The following is an 18032-nucleotide window of genomic DNA, read 5'->3' as shown; positions in this document are numbered from 1 at the left end:
TCGATGATTTACCAATGCAATGGATGCAACAGAACCACTTTTGAAACGACGTGCCCTTGGTGTACGAGCTCTGAGCTTTCGCCATCGTCCGAACTGAGCTCCCGTCACCTGACACCCCTAGATCCGTCTTTCTACCCGGATTTTCAGTACAGATCGAAAGGCCTCCTGAAGGACTTCTTGGGGAAGAAAAAGGAACAGGCTCAACTCAATGACCTGCTGAATAATGTCCTCAGAAAGTATGCAGAGCTGAAGCAGCCATACTTCACTAATTTTATTCACACCACGCGTGAAGGTGCGGCAGCTCGTGACGAGACTGGCGTGCCAGGGCCAAGAATGGGTGGTGTCTACACCGAGCGTGAGCTATTCAGGGAAGTATTGATTCGTAAGGGGTTTGACGAACTTGAAGAGTTGCCTTCTCTCTTGGATAAGCTGCTCCTGACCACCACCTTCAATTCGACCTACCTCGGTTTTTCCAGGGAACTCAGCCGCCATATCAAAGCAGATTTCGCTGACACCTTAAGGTCTTGGATCGAGGAGGCAGGCACCACTTTTCGAGCTGACTTAGCCTTGTTCTACTACTACCTTTGGGAGAATGACGTTCCATACCCTAGTGTTCAATTCAATCCCCAGGCTACCTCAACTGCAGGTATGCCTCTCGTGGCGATGCCTGCATTTCGAAATGGATTGAGCCTATGCGAGGAAATCTACTTCGATATCTTGGTGGAACGATTGGGAAGTCAGCTCGAGCATTTTAATCCCAACAGGTTCATCACGATGTATCTCGTGGACGCTATGGACGGATTCCAATTCGAAGATTTCTTGGTCGAAATCTTCCGGACTATCGGATACGACGTCAAAGAAACCAAAAGAACGGCTGACCAGGGAGCAGACCTGTTCGTAAGCCGATTTGGCAAGAACATGGTGATCCAAGCAAAAAACTACACAGGCTCTGTTGGCAATTCCGCTGTGCAGCAGGCTATCTCAGCTAAAGCCTTCTACGGGTGCGATGAGGCGATGGTTGTCACCAATTCGTACTTCACCAAATCCGCAAGAGAATTGGCGAATACGGCAGCTGTGCGACTGATTGATCGGGAAGGGCTCCAGAGCTACCTGGACGATTACAACCAGAAATTGATCGAGGTTTTTCAGGCTGAGGAAGAAAACATGTCGTGAGGATGACGATGCTTTCTGGCCCCTTACCAGGGTTGGTGGCACAGCCTCAATAAAAAAGCCGAACGCTAACCCGTTCGGCTTTTTTGTGCGCGTAGACTTTTGCAGGGAGACGGACCACAGTTTTTTCAGTTTTTCCTGTCGGTGTAATTTATTTGTCTCTTGAAGCCTCTACCTTGCCCTGAGTCTTTCTTTGTCGTTCAAGAACTCCAAGGGATTGAATAGTTTTATGCCAACTCTCACACGCAGGAGGCTGCTACAGGCGGCCGCTATCGGGTCAACCTTCACGCTGTTGCCCGACTCCATCCGCCAGGCCCTGGCGATCCCCGCTAACAACCGCACTGGCACGATCAAGGATGTCGAGCATGTGGTGATCCTGATGCAGGAGAACCGCTCCTTCGATCACTACTTCGGCACCTTGCCCGGCGTGCGCGGTTTCAGTGATCGCTTCACCATCCCGCTACCCGGCAAGCATAAGGTCTGGGAGCAGCAGGGTGTCGGGCGGCGGGTTTTGCCCTATCACCTGGACAGTTCACTCGGCAACGCACAGCGGGTCAACGGTACACCCCACTCCTGGGTGGATGAGCATGCGGCCTGGGGCAGCGGCAGGATGAATGCCTGGCCGACGTTCAAGACGTCCACGTCCATGGGTTACTACCGCGAGCAGGAGTTGCCGTTCCAGTTCGCCCTGGCGAACACCTTCACCTTGTGCGATGCCTACCATTGCTCGGTGCACGCCGGCACCAACCCGAATCGGCTGTTTCACTGGACCGGCACCAACGGGCCGACCGGGGCCAATGTGGCGGCGGTGGTCAACGAGTGGGATGGTCCTGGCGCCGTGACGGTCGGCTACACCTGGAAAACCTATCCCGAACGCCTGGAAGAGGCGGGCGTCAGTTGGAAGGTCTATCAGTTCTTGCCGGACAACTTTGGTGATAACCCGTTGGCCGGTTTTCGCCAGTACCGCGCTGCCAGTGTCGCTGCCGGCAACCCCGCGCAGCCACCGAAAGACTTTACGGCCTTTGTGCCTTACAGCGATCAACTCAATGCCCGGGTGCCGTTGTACAAGGGCAACGGCAACACCCTCCCGGCCAGCAGCGGCAGCCAACTGGAAGCGATCATCCAGGGCTTTCGCGATGATGTGCACGGTGGGCGCCTGCCCCAGGTGAGCTGGATCGTCGCCCCGGCCAATTACTCCGAACACCCCGGGCCTTCCAGTCCTGTGCAGGGCGGCTGGTTCACCCAGGAGATCCTCAAGGCGTTGACCGACAACCCGGAGGTCTGGAGCAAGACTGTGTTGTTGGTTAACTACGATGAAAACGATGGTTTCTTCGACCATGTGCCGTCGCCGTCGGCCCCGTCAAAGCGGCTGGACGGCAGCTTCGCCGGCAAGTCTACGGTGAAGTTCGACAGTGAGATTTTCACCCACCCGGCGCCACCTGGTTCAACCCAGCAACCCAAGCCCGACGGTGGCGTCTACGGGCCAGGCCCGAGGGTGCCGATGCTGGTCCTGTCGCCGTGGAGCCGTGGCGGTTGGGTCAACTCCCAGGCGTTTGATCACACCTCGGTACTGCAGTTTCTGGAAAAACGCTTTGGGGTGCGCGAACCCAATATCAGCGCCTGGCGCCGGGCCGTGTGCGGCGACCTCACGTCGGCGTTCAACTTCGTCAACCCCAACACCGAAACCCTGCCGCCGCTGCACACCACCACCCGACAGGCCGCTGACTTACTGCGCCAGCGTCAGGAGCAACTGGCCCAGGTCGCCCTGCCAGCGGTGGGTCGGCAACAGGCGCCGCATCAGGAGCGTATGGCGCGGCCATCCCGAGCCTTGCCGTATAGCTTGAGCGTCGAGGCTTCGGCTGACCGTCGCGCCCGATCGCTGACCCTGGACTTCATTAACCGTGGTGAGCAAGGCGCGGTGTTCCACGTCTATGACCGTTTGCGGCTGGAAGACATCCCACGGCGCTACACCGTTGAAGCCGGTAAAACCCTCAGCGACACCTGGCAAACCCTGGGTGCCTACAAACTCTGGCTGTTGGGGCCGAACGGCTTCCATCGTTCATTCCAGGGGAATCTGAAACGTGACGAGCCCGAATTGTTAGTGTCCTATCGCGGAGACGCTCTGCTACTGACGTTGATCAACAACGGTAGGCGCTCGGCGTCGGTCAGCATCGGTCGCTGTCCTTACACCAAGCAAGGCCCTTGGCTCTTTGATATACCGGGCGGCGGCACCCTGCAACGCACGTTCTCCTGCCAGCCCAGCGGTGGCTGGTATGACTTCAAGCTGCGTGATGAACATGGCTGGATGCGCCGGGTGGCGGGACGGATCGAAACGGGAGAGCACAGCATCAGCGATCCGCTGATGGGTAAGCGCGTATAAGCGGGCAGCCATTGCCTGGCTGTTTTCTGTAGCCGCTGCCGAGGTACGAGGCTGTGATGGGCTGCGCAGCGGCCCCCGAGGGTGGTCCTGCGGCCCACATCGCAGCCTCGTACCTCGGCAGCGGCTACAGGTGGCCGAAAGCCGGCAGCGCGCTTTTACGGCACTCTCGAATCCAAAAAAAGCTTGACCTTCCAAACGTGGCAAGTCGGATAAATGGAAAAAAAGCTGCTTCGTCTCAGCTAATCCAAGTCGACTCCCGTTGCGAAAGGTCAAATGATGAACGTCAAACGCGTAACCCTGATCACGGCGGCGATAAGCGTCGCGCTCACGCTCGCCGGTTGCAAGGACACGGTGCCCGCGGCCAGCCCTGCCAAGCCACCGAGTGTTCCGGTGGCCGAGGTGGTCGTTCGCCCGGTGACACCTTTTGTCGAGTACACCGGCTCACTGACTGCGGTCGAACGGGTTGAACTGCGCCCGCGGGTCGCCGGCTATATTCAGAATGTGAGCGTGCCCGAGGGCCGTTTTGTCGAGAAGGGCAGCCGACTCTTTCTCATTGATCCACGGGTGTTCCAGGCTGCGCTGAACGCGGCGACGGCGCGCCTGCGCGAAGCGCAAGCGGCCTCGATGCTCGCCCAGGCGGAGCATGCGCGTGCCCAACAACTGTTCGCCAAAAATGTCGTCGCTCGTGATCGCCTCGACACTGCAGTGGCGTCACTGAATGCACGTAAGGCGCAGGTCGAAGCCGCAAAGGCAGCGCAGGATGCTGCGCAACTGGACCTGAGTTTCACCCGTGTCACAGCGCCGATCAGTGGACGCGTCGGGCAAACCCTCGTTACTGAGGGCAACTACGTCACCAGTGGCGTGACGCTCCTGACGACAATCGTCTCGATCAATCCGCTGCATGTCTATTTCGATGTCGACGAACGCACGTATTTGCAGTCGCTTGCCGCCGGCCGATCCAGCGCGACCCCGCAAACGGCCAAGGTCATGGTGGCCCTGCTGACCGACAAGACCTATTCGCGGCTCGGCCGTCTCGATTTCCTCTCCAACGCCGCTGATCGCGGGACGGGAACGGTGCGTATCCGCGCAGTGGTCGACAACCCGGATGGGCAATTGACCCCCGGCCTTTTTGCCAAGGTCAAACTGGAGACCGGCACACCGCAAGCCAGGGTGCTGGTCTCCGATCAATCGATTGGCACCGATCAAGGCAGCCGCTATGTGCTGGTGGTCGACCAGGACGACAAGACGCAATACCGGCCCGTCGAGCTGGGCGCGATGGTCGACGGTTTGCGCGTGGTCGAACAAGGCCTGCAGCCGGGCGAGCGCATCGTCGTCAAGGGGTTGGTGCGCCCGGGTATGCAGGTCACGCCACTGACCGCCGCGATTGATGGTACGCCCACAGCGCCGGTGCAAACCGTGGGAGCCGTGCAATGACCTTTCCACGGTTTTTTATTGATCGCCCGATCTTTGCCATCGTGCTCTCGGTGTTGATGATGATCGCTGGCATCGTTGCCTTCTTTCAGTTGCCGCTCAGCGAGTATCCGGCGGTGACCCCGCCGACCGTGCAAGTGACCGCGTCCTACCCGGGCGCGAATCCCAAGGTGATCGCTGAAACGGTGGCCGCGCCACTCGAGCAGGCAATCACCGGGGTCGAGGGCATGCTGTACATGTCGTCGCAATCGGCAACGGATGGGCGAATGATCCTGACCGTCACGTTCGCCCAGGGCACGAACGCCGATATGGCCCAGATCCAGGTGCAAAACCGGGTCTCGCGGGTGCTGTCGCGTTTGCCTGAAGAGGTCCAGCGCCAGGGCGTCGTCACGCAAAAGACCTCGCCGGACATTCTGATGGTGGTGCATCTGCTGTCGCCCGATAAACGCTACGACCCGCTCTATATCTCGAACTACGCCTACCTCCAGGTGCGCGACGAGTTGTCCCGCATCCCGGGGATCAGCGACGTGCTGGTGTGGGGCGCTGGCGAATACAGCATGCGGCTGTGGCTGGACCCGAACCTGATCGCTGCACGCGGGCTGACGGCGGGCGACGTGATTGGCGCCGTGCGCGAACAGAACGTGCAAGTCGCCGCCGGCTCCGTTGGCCAGGCGCCCAACTCCACTGCGGCCTTCCAGGTAACAGTGAACACGCTCGGGCGGTTGACCGACGAAGAACAGTTCGGCGACATCATCATTCGCACGGGCAGCGAGGGTCAGGTGACGCGCTTGCGCGATGTTGCGCGGGTCGAAATGGGCGCTGATGCTTATGCGCTGCGCAGCCTGCTTGACGGCGAGCCAGCCGTTGCGCTGCAAATCATCCAGAGCCCGGGCGCCAACGCGCTCGATGTTTCACAGGCGGTGCGCGACACCATGCAGCGCCTTGAACGCAACTTCCCGGCCGGGCTTACCTCACGTATCGCCTATGACCCGACGGTGTTTGTGCGGGCCTCGCTTGAGTCGGTGGCGATCACCCTGTTGGAGGCGATCCTGCTCGTCGTCATCGTGGTGGTGGTGTTCCTGCGTAATTGGCGGGCCTCACTCATTCCCCTGATGGCGGTGCCGGTGTCGCTGGTCGGCACCTTCGCAGTGATGCACCTGATGGGTTTTTCGCTCAACACCTTGTCGTTGTTTGGCTTGGTACTGTCGATCGGGATTGTCGTCGACGATGCGATCGTGGTGGTCGAGAACGTCGAACGGCACATCGAAAATGGCGAGGAACCCACGCAAGCCGCAAGGCGTGCGATGGACGAGGTCACCGGCCCGATCATTGCGATCACCTCGGTGCTTGCCGCCGTGTTTATTCCGACGGCTTTCCTGAGCGGTTTGCAGGGCGAGTTCTATCGCCAGTTCGCGCTGACCATCGCCATCTCGACCATTCTCTCGGCGGTCAATTCGCTGACCCTCAGCCCGGCGCTTGCCGGGATGTTGTTGCGCCCGCGCGAGGAGGGCATTGCAAGAGACCCGCGTAGCCTGCGGGGCCGGGCTGAGCGATTGCTCCAGGCAATTGGCCGACCATTTCAACGTGCACCGCAGGCTTATGGCAACACGGTGCGCAAGGTTGTTCGGGGCAGCAGTGTGGCGCTGCTGGTTTACGGTGGGTTGCTTGTGTTGACCTACTTTGGGTTCCAGGCCGTTCCGCCGGGCTTTGTGCCGATGCAGGACAAATACTACCTGGTGGGGATCGCCCAACTCCCCAACGGGGCATCGCTGGATCGCACCGACGAGGTCGTCAAGCAAATGTCGAAGATTGCCCTGGCAGAGCCCGGCGTTGAAAGCGTGGTGGCGTTCCCGGGCCTGTCGATCAACGGCTTCGTTAACGTACCGAACGCGGCGGTGATGTTTGTCATGCTCGACCCGTTCAAGGACCGCACCACGCCTGACCTCGCCGCGAACGCCATTGCCGTGCGCCTGCAAGGCAAGTTTTCCGGCATCCAGGACGGATTTCTCGGCGTCTTCCCGCCGCCGCCCGTGCCGGGCCTTGGCGCTACCGGGGGCTTCAAGATGCAGGTCGAGGACCGTGGCGGGGCTGGGCTTGAGGCGCTGGTTGAGCAGACCCGGGCATTGATGATGAAAGCCACCGAGTCAGGCCAGGTCGCCGGGCTTATGACCAGCGTTGACGTCAATGCTCCCCAGCTCGATGTCGCTATTGATCGTACTCAGGTCAAGAGCCAGGGCGTCCATCTGGCGGATGTATTCGAATCGCTCCAGGTCTATCTGGGCTCGCTCTATGTCAATGACTTCAACCGCTTCGGCCGCACCTACAAGGTGACGGCCCAAGCCGATGCGGACCACCGCATGCAGGCCGAGGCCATCGGCCGCCTGCAAGTACGCAATGCGGCCGGGGACATGCTGCCCTTGTCCTCGTTTGTCAGTGTCACGCCGAGTTCTGGTCCAGACCGCGTGACGCACTATAACGGCTACCCCTCGGTCGACATCTCGGGCGGCGCGATGGCAGGCGTCAGTTCAGGGCAGGCGGTTGCGGCCATGGAACGTCTGGCGAACGAGGTGCTGCCTGAAGGCACGAGCTTCGAATGGACGGATCTCACCTACCAGCAAAAGCTCGCCGGAGACTCGGCACTGTTCATTTTCCCGCTGTGTGTGCTGCTCGCTTACCTGATCCTCGCCGCGCAATACAACAGCTGGCTGCTGCCGTTGGCCGTGATGCTGATCGTGCCGATGTGTCTGTTGAGCGCGATCATTGGCGTGTGGCTGGTGGGCGGCGACAACAACGTCTTCGTCCAGATCGGGCTCATTGTGCTGGTCGGTCTGGCGGCCAAGAACGCCATCCTGATTGTCGAGTTCGCCCGTAGCCGCGAAGCCGAAGGTGCCAGCGCGCTGGAGGCGGTCATCGAGGCGTGTCGACTGCGACTGCGGCCGATCCTGATGACTTCACTGGCCTTCGTCGCCGGCGTGGTTCCGCTGGTATTGGCCAGCGGCGCCGGGGCTGAGATGCGCCAGGCCATGGGTATTGCGGTGTTCGCGGGCATGCTCGGCGTGACGTTATTCGGGCTGTTCCTGACGCCGGTTTTTTATGTGGTGATTCGCGCCATGGCCACCCGCTTCGAGCGGCACCGCTCAAGCGTGAAGCCACGCCTGCAGGAGAGCACGTCATGAGAAGTCCTTATCAAGCAGTTTTGCTCCCGCTCAGTGCGCTTTTCCTGCTGGTGGGATGTGCCTCGGTAGGGCCCGATTACTCTGCGCCCGCGCTGTCTTCGTCGCAGTTTCCTGCCAGCTTCGGCGAGCCCTCTGCGACGCTCAGTTCGGGCGCGGTCGAGGTGCAATGGTGGCGCGCCTTTGACGAGCCCGCGCTCACCACCTTGATCCAGCGTGCGCTCGCAGCGAACCATGACATTGGTATCGCTGCCGTGCGGCTCGACGAGGCCAAGGCGGTGCTGCGCGAGAGTCGTCAGGGCTTCCTGCCGCGCGGCGGTCCTGCACTCGGCTATGAACATGCGCGACGCAGTGAAGTCGAGACTCCGTCTGGCCAGAGCCGTCATGCTGAAAGCTATCGCGGTGCGCTCGACGCATCCTGGGAAATTGATCTGTTTGGCCGTGTGCGGCGCTCGGTGGAGGCGGCCACTGCCCAGGCAGGTTCTCGCGAAGCGCTGCTGCGTGGGGTGCAAGCGGGCGTGGCGGCCGAGGTGGCGGCCACCTGGTTTGAAATGCGCGGCCTTGAGGCCGAACTGGCGGTGGTCGCCGACATCAGCCAAAGCCAGCGTGAAAGCTTGAATATGGTCACCCGTATGGTCGGCGCCGATTCGGCCACCGAGTTCGACCGTCTACGTGCCGAAGCGCTGCTGCGCGGTGTCGAGGCGACGGCCCCCGAGTTGGAGCGTCGCCGGGCGGCCGCGACCAACGCACTGGCTATCCTTCTTGGCGAAACACCGCAGACATTCAGATTGCCAGCGGCCAAGCCTGAGGATGAAAGGCTGGCCGTGCGAGCCCTGGCTGTCGGCGACCCCGCCGGGCTGCTTTTACGGCGCTCCGATATTGCGGCGGCCGAGCGGGCCCTCGCGGCGGCCACGGCGCGGATTGGGGTGGAGACGGCCGGCCTGTACCCTGAGATCCAGGTACAAGGTTCAATCGGGTTCGTTGCCGGGAGCCTCGATGCATTGGGTGAAGCCGGCACGCAATCCAGCTTTATCGGCCCGGCTATTCGTTGGAATCTTCTCGATTTTGGCCGCGTACGCGCCCGGATCGCCGTCAGCGAATCGCGTACCCAGGAGGCCTTGATCGTCTATGACCAGACGGTGTTGCGCGCACTGCAGGAAACCGATAATGCCTTCAGGTCCAATAGTGCGGCGGGCAGCACGCTGCAATTACGCCTGCTGGAGTCCGCCGCCAATCGCGAGGCGTCACGGTTGGCCAGGCTGCAGTTTGCCGAAGGCGAAGGGGTTTACCTAGACGTGCTGGAGGCCGAACGGTCGGACTTTGCCAGTCGGCGTGCGCTGACCGTCGCGCGGACCCATCAGCGGCTTGCGGTTGTCAGCATCTACAAGGCATTGGGTGGTGGATGGGAGATTTGCGAGCAGGCGGGTCAAGATTGCAGCGGGGCCAAGGGCGTAGCGAGTCTTGATCGTGGGAAACAAATCACCCACAGGCCTTGACCTTGCCAAAGAGGGAAGGTTTAGGCTTGGTTCAACAGAGACATTCAAAGGGGTAATGCAATGGCTTCCGTTTCCCAGCAACCAGGCTCCAATCCGTCCACGTCCACCACGCGTCTGAGCCTGCCGGTGGAAGGCATGACGTGTGCTTCGTGCGTCGGTCGTGTCGAGCGCGCGCTGAAGGCGGTCCCCGGCGTGCAGACCGCTGCGGTGAATCTCGCCACCGAGCGTGCCGACATCACCTTCGGCGGCGTGGCCGATCCGCAGGCGGCGGTGCGCGCTATCGAGGGCGCGGGCTACAGCGTCCGTGAAGAGACCACTGAGCTGGCGATCGAAGACATGACCTGCGCTTCGTGCGTGGGTCGGGTTGAAAAGGCGCTGGCGAAAGTTCCCGGCGTGCTCGAGGCCAATGTCAACCTGGCAACCGAGCGCGCCCGGGTGCGCCACCTGGCAGGAGTCGTGTCGATTGTTGACCTTGAAGCGGCGGTCCAGCAGGCGGGTTACACCTCCCGGCGTGTGTCCGACGCAACCGCGAATGCCGGCGATCAGGACGCTGAGCGCCGTGAAGGCGAAACGCGTGCGCTGCGGCGCTCGTTGCTCATTGCCGGTGTCCTGACCTTGCCCGTGTTTATTCTCGAAATGGGCTCGCACCTGATTCCCGCGATGCATCATTGGGTGATGAGCGTTCTGGGCCAGCAGACGAGCTGGTACCTGCAGTTCGTGCTTGCCACCCTGGTCCTGTTCGGCCCGGGCCTGCGCTTCTTCCGCAAAGGCGTGCCCGCGTTGCTGCGCGGCGCCCCCGATATGAACTCGCTGGTTTCTGTCGGCACGGCGGCGGCGTACGGCTATTCGCTGGTCGCGACTTTCGTCCCCGACGTACTGCCGCAGGGTACCGCCAACGTTTATTTCGAAGCTGCCGCAGTGATCGTGACCTTGATCCTGCTCGGCCGCACACTGGAGGCGGGCGCCAAGGGGCGAACCTCGCAGGCGATCAAGCGGCTGGTCGGGCTTCAGGCCAAGACCGCACGCGTGGAGCGCAACGGCGAAACGCTCGAGGTAGCGCTTGATCAGGTGACGACCGGTGACATCGTGCTGGTGCGTCCGGGCGAGAAGGTGCCGGTAGACGGCGAGGTGGTCGAGGGCGCCTCTTATGTTGACGAGAGCATGATCAGCGGCGAGCCGGTGCCCGTGTCCAAAGGGGTAGGCGCCGAAGTCGTCGGTGGCACGATCAACAAGACCGGGGCTTTCAGTTTCCGCGTCACCAAGGTCGGCGCCAATACGGTGCTGGCGCAGATCATCCGCCTGGTCGAGCAGGCGCAGGGTTCCAAGCTGCCCATCCAGGCGCTGGTGGATAAGGTGACCATGTGGTTCGTCCCGGCGGTAATGGCGGCGGCCACATTGACCTTCCTGGTGTGGCTGATCTTCGGTCCGGCTCCGGCGCTGACCTTTGCGCTGGTCAATGCGGTCGCGGTGCTGATTATTGCCTGCCCGTGCGCCATGGGGCTGGCCACGCCGACCTCGATCATGGTCGGTACCGGCCGCGCGGCCGAACTCGGTGTGCTCTTTCGCAAGGGTGAAGCCCTACAAGCACTGCGGGATGTGAGCGTGATTGCACTCGACAAGACCGGCACGCTGACCAAAGGGCGCCCCGAGCTGACGGACCTGGTTCCGGCCGAGGGCTTTGAATACAACGAAGTGCTGGCGCTGGTGGCGGCCATCGAGACGCGCTCCGAACACCCGATTGCCGAAGCCATCGTCGCCGCCGCCAAGCAGCGGGGTATCACGCTCGCACCTATCGAGGACTTTGACGCGACACCGGGCTACGGCGTGTCGGCCAAGGTTGCCGGCCGCACGGTGGCTGTCGGCGCAGACCGCTTCATGACGCAACTCGGTCTTGATGTGAAGGGTTTTGTGGCCACCGCCGAACATCTCGGCGCACACGGCAAGAGCCCGCTCTATGCTGCGATTGACGGCCGCTTGGCGGCGGTGATTGCGGTCGCCGATCCGATCAAGGAGTCGACGCCCGAGGCGATCAAGGCGCTGCACGCGCTGGGGCTCAAAGTGGCGATGATCACCGGCGACAATGCGGCGACGGCGACGGCGATTGCCAAGCAACTGGGGATCGACGAAGTGGCCGCCGAGGTCCTGCCTGACGGCAAGGTCGCGGCGCTGAAGAAATTCCGCATCAATGGCGCGCGGGTTGCCTTCGTCGGCGACGGTATCAACGATGCGCCGGCACTCGCGGAGGCAGACGTCGGGCTGGCCATCGGCACGGGAACCGATGTGGCGATCGAGGCCGCTGACGTGGTGCTGATGTCGGGCGACCTGCGTGGCGTGCCGAATGCCATCGCACTCAGTCAGGCGACGATCCGCAACATCAAGCAGAACCTGTTCTGGGCCTTTGCCTACAACGCTGTGCTGATTCCGGTCGCAGCGGGTGCGCTGTATCCAGTGAACGGCACGCTGCTGTCGCCGATCTTCGCGGCGGCGGCGATGGCGCTCTCCAGTGTCTTTGTGCTCGGTAACGCGCTGCGGCTCAAACGTTTCCAGGCGCCCATGACGGTTGAAGCGCGCACTGAGACGCAGGGGAGCGGGGCGGCATCGCCCAAGTCACAGCTGGTGAATGAGCATTGATTCTGGGCTGAAGCGATAAAAAGTGTTTGACCTTGCCACGAGGTCAAACACCATTTTACTCGGACACAGTCATCCACCAGGAGATCAACGATGCTGCGTTTCCACATTCCAAACATGACCTGCGGCGGTTGCGCCAGATCCGTTACCAAGGCGCTGCTGAGCGTCGACCCGCAAGCGCGTATTGAAACCGACCCGCCCACACGCTTGGCACGGGTCGACAGCGCCCTGGAACACAGCGTTTTCCTCGCAGCACTTAGCGAGGCCGGGTACATCCCTTCAAGCCTGTGGCGAGAGGGCAATCCCTAATGTCGTTCAGTTAAGGCATGGAGATCCGGCAACCGAAGCAAATTCAGTGTGGGAGTTGCCGAGCCCCAGCGAGGCTACGATGGCGTCGGTACAGCAAACATTGATGTTGCCTGACCCGCCGCCATCGTAGCCTCGCTGGGGCTCGACAACTCCCACAGTTGATCTTTGTAGTCTTGAGCACCCTCGCCACAGGGTTATTCATTGAGCCTGAAAGAGGGGTAGATATTCATGCCCATCAGAACCCCGCAAGCGCCGAACTTTCGCACATAAAAAGAAATTTCCTACAAGCCTTGACCTTGCCATTGCGGGAACCTTTAAGCTTTTTTTCAACAACAACAACAAAGCTCAAGAGGTAGTTCAATGGCTTCTGTCGCCCTCCAAAAAAGCGCTACGCCCGCCATCTCCTTCGTCGCCAAAGGAGATCGTCATGAATAAGCTCAACACCTTTCGCGAAGCAGTGAACCCGGAAAGTCTCTGCAACCAGGCGTGTGCTGCCGCTGACGATGCATCGGCCCTCCTGGCCGCAGCGTTGAAGCCCACCGCAACTTACTCCCAAGTCACACTCGCGCTCGAGGCTATTCTCGCGCTGACCGCGAAGGGCTTGGCGGGAGATGCGGCAGCCTACGCGCAATACCAATCGCTGCTCCTGGAACTGCATATTCCGGGCGACGCTCGCACCGAGCCGACCCGCCGCTGGATGGCGAGCCAGGTGTACCGGATGGAAGACGAGTTCGCGCCAGCGCTGTCTGATTTCTCTGCGCTGCCCGTGGATCAGTTCCGGGAAAAAGTCGACGCCGAAATTGCCGCGCGCACCCGCGTCAAGCACCCCATGTCGGTCCATCTTTTCCAAGGCTCTCCGCCGCTGGAAGATGTGCGGTTTTTCCTGCAGCACCACTGGAACCGTTCGTACAACTTCTACAGCTTGCTGGCGGAGCTCGCGTTTCGCTTCGAAGCCATCGAAGACGCCTCGGTGTTCTATCGCAACCTCTATGGCGAGGCCGGGGCGGAGGCGCCTGATCGCTCGCACCCGGCGTTGCTCTCGCACCTCATGACGTATTTCGATATTCCGTTGCAAGTCGATTTCCCGGCGCTCCATCCGTTGGAAAAGGCGTACCTCAATAACCGCATCCGTTGTGTCCGCCACACCGATGTCGCCTGGGGCCTGGCGCTGCTGTACGCGGTGGAGTCAGTGAGTTGCGTCAACCACCGGCGTATCTACGAACTGTTGCAGCGCTTGGGGGTTCCAGAAGAGCCCAGCGAGTTCCATCGCCTGCACGGCACACAGGACGAGATCGACACCGAGGAGATGTGGGAACTGATTGCCAAGCTCGCGCCGAGCGCAACGTTCCAGCGCCAGTTCATGCAGTCGCTGACGCGCCACTTCGAAATCAACCGGGCGTACTTCGATATGTTGTGGCAGCAGATGCAGGAGCAGTCCGGCCAGCCAGCCTGAGCCGTCACGGTGCACCTATAACAATAAGGAACAGACATGATGAACACGCGTAACTTTTCCCTGCAACAACTCCAGGGCCTGCACACGCCGGCCGCTCGCAGTGTCACCGACGCGCTGGCGTCCAATGCCTCGTCCGCCTCTATTGAAGCGGCGGCCACAGCGCTTTCTGATCTGACTGAGTCGGCCCACAAGGGCAATGCCCAGGCCTTCGCCGAGTATCAACACCTGCTCTATATCCTTTCGCTGAGCGACGATGTGGCGACGTCGCTCACCCGACGCTGGCTGGCCAATGCCATCTATCGAGTGGAAGAGCGTTTTATCCCTTCGGCAGATATCGCAAGGCCTCTGTCCGAGGCGGGTTTCCAGGAGCGGCTCGAGCAAGAAATTTCTTCGCAGTCTCGCGAGAAACACCCGATGTCGCAGTATGTGTTCGCAGGCCATGCCTCGCCTGCACAGCTCCAGGTTTTTCTGCGGCACCAGTGGTTTCGAACCTTTCGCCTGTATCGGGAAGCGGCGGACCTGTTGGTCAACCTGATTGATGTGGATGAGGCCGCCGCGCTTGCCCGCTACCTTTACGGTGAGTTGGGGGAAGAGGACGAGCAACGCTCACACCCTCGGTTGCTGGCGAAGCTGCTCAATGCTGTGGACCTGGAGGGCGACTTTCAGGCGATCTCGACGATGCCCGAGGAAGTCGCGTACCTCAACAACCGCGCCCGCTGCTTTCGCAATCCGGACGTCGGCTGGGGCCTGGCCGTGTTCTACGTCACCGAACTGGTGGTTCCCGGCAATCACGAAAAGCTCTATCACGCGCTGCTCAAGGCCGGCATCAGCGAAGACGCGGCCGAGTATTACAAGATCCACATCAGTCTCGTGCCGCCTCGGGCCAAGCGTGAATGGCAGCTTATCTCGCGACGCATTCCAGACGCTGGGTTCCAGAACGCGTTCCTGACCTCGTTGTCGCAGCACTTTCGTCTGGAAAGGGCTTACTACGACGCCGTCTGGGAAGAAATGCAACGCGTGAAGTGACACTCCCTGGGACTGCACGAGCCATAGACCATGCCGAGTCATATAACAGAGTCTCGTATCTACGGGGGCGCCTACTCGTCTCCCGAATTTGCAGCGATCTTCTCTGATTCCAATCAGGTGCAGAAGTGGCTGGATGTCGAACGGACGCTCGCACAGGTCCAGGCCCAGATGGGCATCATTCCCCACGAGGCCGCGCGCGAGATTGCGCGTGTGGCCAAGGTGGAGCTGTTCGATCTTGAGGGGTTGGGCCGGGAGAGCAGGGAAACAGGGCACATCCTGATTCCCGCCATTCGGGCGCTGGCCAGGTCCTGTTCGGGCGAATGGGGTGAGTACGTGCACTACGGCGTGACCACCCAGGACATTCTCGACACAGGGCTGATCCTGCAGATCAAAGAAGCGTGGGACCAGGTCCTGACCCGACTGCATTCGATCCGCAACCATCTGATGGTGCTCGCCCAACGTTACAAGCACACGCCGATGGTGGCGCGAACCCATGGTCAGCAGGCGCTGCCTACGACGTTCGGCTACAAGGTCGCGGTTTGGATCGATGAGCTGGACCGGCACCTGGAGCGCTTTGCCGAGGCACATGCACGGGTGATGGTGGGCAATCTGACGGGCGCTGTGGGCACCCTGGCGTCGTTCGGTGCACAGGGCTTCGAGATCCAGCAGCGAACGCTGGCCAGTCTCGGGCTTGGCGCCCCGTTAACCAGTTGGCACTGCGCGCGGGATCGGATTTTGGAGGCCGCCTGGCTGCTGGTCCAAACCTCGCTGACGCTTGGGCGGGTCGCCAATGAAATCTACCACTTGCAACGCACCGAAATCGACGAGGTTCGCGAGGGAGTTCGGCCGGGCCAGGTGGGCAGCAGCACGATGCCCCACAAGCAAAACCCGTCGACGGTCGATTTGATCAGTGCGCTGTCACGTCTGGTCCGGGCACAGATGGTTGCGCTCACCGACGCGGCGTTTCAGTTGCACGAACGCGACGGCACGACCTGGCGCATTGAGTGGGCGGCCTTGCCGGAGCTCTTCATCTACGCCGGCGCGCTGCTCACCCGCATGGAGGAAGTGTTAACGGTCGGGCTGGACATCCGGGAGGAGCGGATGCGCAGCAACCTTGACCTGCTGGGCGGCCTGATTCTATCGGAGCGGGTGATGCTGGCGCTGAGTGCCCGGTTCGGCAAGCAGACGGCGCATGAGCTTGTACACGAAGTCTCTGCGCACGCCCGGCAAAACGCGCTCTCGTTTCGGGACGCGTTGCTCCAGGAAGAACGTCTGCGTGGTTGCTTCACGCCACAGGCGCTCGAGGATCTGCTCGACCCCGTCACCTATGTCGGGCTGGCGGCGGACATGGTCGATCGGGTCGCCGGCAATAACGTACACCCCACTTCAAAGGGTGACCTTTGAGATGGGCAGTCAACATGGAAAGAAATCCCAGTCAGTCTCAGCTTGTGATGGAGGGTATGTGATGGAATCGCAATCGTTAGAAGTTGTAGCCCATTCTTCTCGCACCGCACGTCCAGTAAAAATCAAGGCCGTTCGAGCCAAGGAAAAAGATTGCCTGCACGAACACAGCCACATTGTGGACTCGAAAATTCACGGTGGAGGCTATGCAGGCCCCATCTCCCGGAAGATCTTCTGCAGTCACTGTCGTCTGCAGCGCTGGCTGGATGTGGAAGCCGCGCTTGCGATGGCTCAAGCGGACGTCAATATCATTCCACGGCAGGCCGCGCTTGAGATTGAGCGTGCCGCGAAGCTCTCGGGCATGAACCAGGAGCAGATTGCCGCCGGAGTGGCGACGACCGGGCATTCGTTGATGCCACTCCTGAGTGCGTTGCAGAAAAACTGCAGTGCGAGCGCTCGCGAGTACGTTCATTACGGTGCCACCACGCAGGACATTCAGGATACGGCCCAGTCGCTTGAGATGCGTGACGTGCTGGACGCGATGGATCATTCGCTCGATATCCTGCTGCAGAAACTTACTGCGCTGTCGAACGCGCACCGCAACTCGCTGATGGTCGCCCGGACCCATTCGATTCCGGCGTTGCCCACGACGTTTGCGTTGAAGGTGGCCGGGTGGATCGATGAGTTGTTGCGCCACCGCGAACGCCTCGGCGAGGCGCGTAAGCGGGTGTTGGTGGTGCAGTTGTTTGGTGGCGTTGGCACGATGGCCGCCTTTGGCCCTGAAGCCATGAACCTGCTGGATGGCTTCGCACGCCGGCTGTCTCTGCAGGCGCCTCTGGCGGGCTGGCACGTCGCCCGCGATCGGGTTGCCGAGTTTGTGAGCACCCTGGCAATGGTGACTGCGTCCCTGGCCCGCGTGGCGGATGAGATCCGTACCTTGAACCGCTGGGAAATCGGCGAGGTGGAGGTCGGTTGGACCGCAGAGCAGATCGGCAGTAGCACGATGCCCCACAAGCGTAACCCTGAGGGTTGCGAGCAGGTGGTAGTGCTTGCGCGCCTCGCCAAGGCACAGGTGATGCTCGCACTGGACGCCATGATCCTGGAGCACGAACGGGACTACCGAGGGACTCGCCTGGAGTGGTGTGCGGTGGCGGATGTTTCCCACTACGCGCTGATGGCGCTCTCGCTGGTGACGGAGACGATCAGCGGGCTCACGGTCAACGACAAGCGGATGGAGTGCAACGCACACGCCTTTGGCGATGCCATCTGCACCGAGGCCGTGGTGTTCGAAATGGCGAGAAAGCTCGGCAAGAGCAGCGCGTACAAAATTATCTATGAGGTCTCCCAGGCATGCCAACGAGACCGGGTGTCGATCCGCACGGCGATCGAATCCGATCCACGGGTCATCGCTGCCATGGAGGAGGGCGCACTGGCTCGGCTGTTCGAACCCAGGACCCACCTTGGCATGTCTGAACAGATCGTCGACAACGTGTTGGCCAGGGTAAACAGCCGTCATAAATGAACGATCAGCCGCTACAGGCGGCCGTACTGAAAATAATAATGGA

10 protein-coding genes and 1 pseudogene are annotated in these 18032 nt (G+C 61.1%); all 11 read left to right on the top strand.

Going from position 1 to position 18032, the window contains the following annotated elements:
- Nucleotides 1–3 precede the first annotated feature (3 nt).
- The 11 genes and pseudogenes from GNF76_RS25335 (at nucleotide 4) to GNF76_RS25285 (ending at nucleotide 17989) form a co-directional block, all read left to right on the top strand.
- Nucleotides 4–1173 (top strand): restriction endonuclease, encoded by a 1170-nt coding sequence (locus GNF76_RS25335; protein ID WP_155585818.1) that lies wholly within the window; start codon nucleotides 4–6, stop codon nucleotides 1171–1173.
- A gap of 226 nt (nucleotides 1174–1399) precedes the next feature.
- Nucleotides 1400–3550 (top strand): phosphocholine-specific phospholipase C, encoded by a 2151-nt coding sequence (locus tag GNF76_RS25330; RefSeq protein WP_155585817.1) that lies wholly within the window; start codon nucleotides 1400–1402, stop codon nucleotides 3548–3550.
- Nucleotides 3551–3826: 276 nt separating this feature from the next.
- Nucleotides 3827–4984 (top strand): efflux RND transporter periplasmic adaptor subunit, encoded by a 1158-nt coding sequence (locus GNF76_RS25325; protein WP_155585816.1) that lies wholly within the window; start codon nucleotides 3827–3829, stop codon nucleotides 4982–4984.
- Nucleotides 4981–8157 carry an efflux RND transporter permease subunit gene (locus GNF76_RS25320; protein WP_155585815.1) on the top strand — a complete coding sequence of 1059 codons (3177 nt, stop codon included), beginning with the start codon at nucleotides 4981–4983 and terminating at the stop codon, nucleotides 8155–8157. Before GNF76_RS25325 ends, GNF76_RS25320 begins: the two co-directional genes overlap by 4 nt.
- Nucleotides 8154–9650 (top strand): efflux transporter outer membrane subunit, encoded by a 1497-nt coding sequence (locus GNF76_RS25315; RefSeq protein ID WP_155585814.1) that lies wholly within the window; start codon nucleotides 8154–8156, stop codon nucleotides 9648–9650. The genes GNF76_RS25320 and GNF76_RS25315 overlap by 4 nt, the downstream gene beginning before the upstream one ends.
- Nucleotides 9651–9710: 60 nt before the next feature.
- Complete coding sequence (locus GNF76_RS25310; RefSeq protein WP_155585813.1) at nucleotides 9711–12281, top strand: heavy metal translocating P-type ATPase; 2571 nt, start codon at nucleotides 9711–9713, stop codon at nucleotides 12279–12281.
- Between the two features lie 90 nt (nucleotides 12282–12371).
- Nucleotides 12372–12587, top strand: coding sequence for a heavy-metal-associated domain-containing protein (locus GNF76_RS25305; protein WP_155585812.1), 216 nt, complete (start codon nucleotides 12372–12374; stop codon nucleotides 12585–12587).
- Between the two features lie 427 nt (nucleotides 12588–13014).
- Nucleotides 13015–14040 carry an HOASN domain-containing protein gene (locus tag GNF76_RS25300; protein ID WP_155585811.1) on the top strand — a complete coding sequence of 342 codons (1026 nt, stop codon included), beginning with the start codon at nucleotides 13015–13017 and terminating at the stop codon, nucleotides 14038–14040.
- Between the two features lie 39 nt (nucleotides 14041–14079).
- Nucleotides 14080–15066 carry an HOASN domain-containing protein gene (locus GNF76_RS25295; RefSeq protein WP_155585810.1) on the top strand — a complete coding sequence of 329 codons (987 nt, stop codon included), beginning with the start codon at nucleotides 14080–14082 and terminating at the stop codon, nucleotides 15064–15066.
- A 30-nt stretch (nucleotides 15067–15096) separates the two neighbouring features.
- Nucleotides 15097–16532 (top strand): annotated as a pseudogene (gene purB, locus GNF76_RS25290) (adenylosuccinate lyase).
- On the top strand, nucleotides 16532–17989 hold the full coding sequence (locus GNF76_RS25285; protein ID WP_155585808.1) for a class-II fumarase/aspartase family protein: 1458 nt from the start codon (nucleotides 16532–16534) through the stop codon (nucleotides 17987–17989). Before purB ends, GNF76_RS25285 begins: the two are co-directional and overlap by 1 nt.
- Nucleotides 17990–18032: the final 43 nt, after the last annotated feature.

It is taken from the genome of Pseudomonas spelaei (assembly GCF_009724245.1).
Lineage (GTDB): Bacteria > Pseudomonadota > Gammaproteobacteria > Pseudomonadales > Pseudomonadaceae > Aquipseudomonas > Aquipseudomonas spelaei.
Note: the sequence above shows the minus strand (reverse complement) of the source record. Positions and strands in the feature narration are given on the sequence as shown.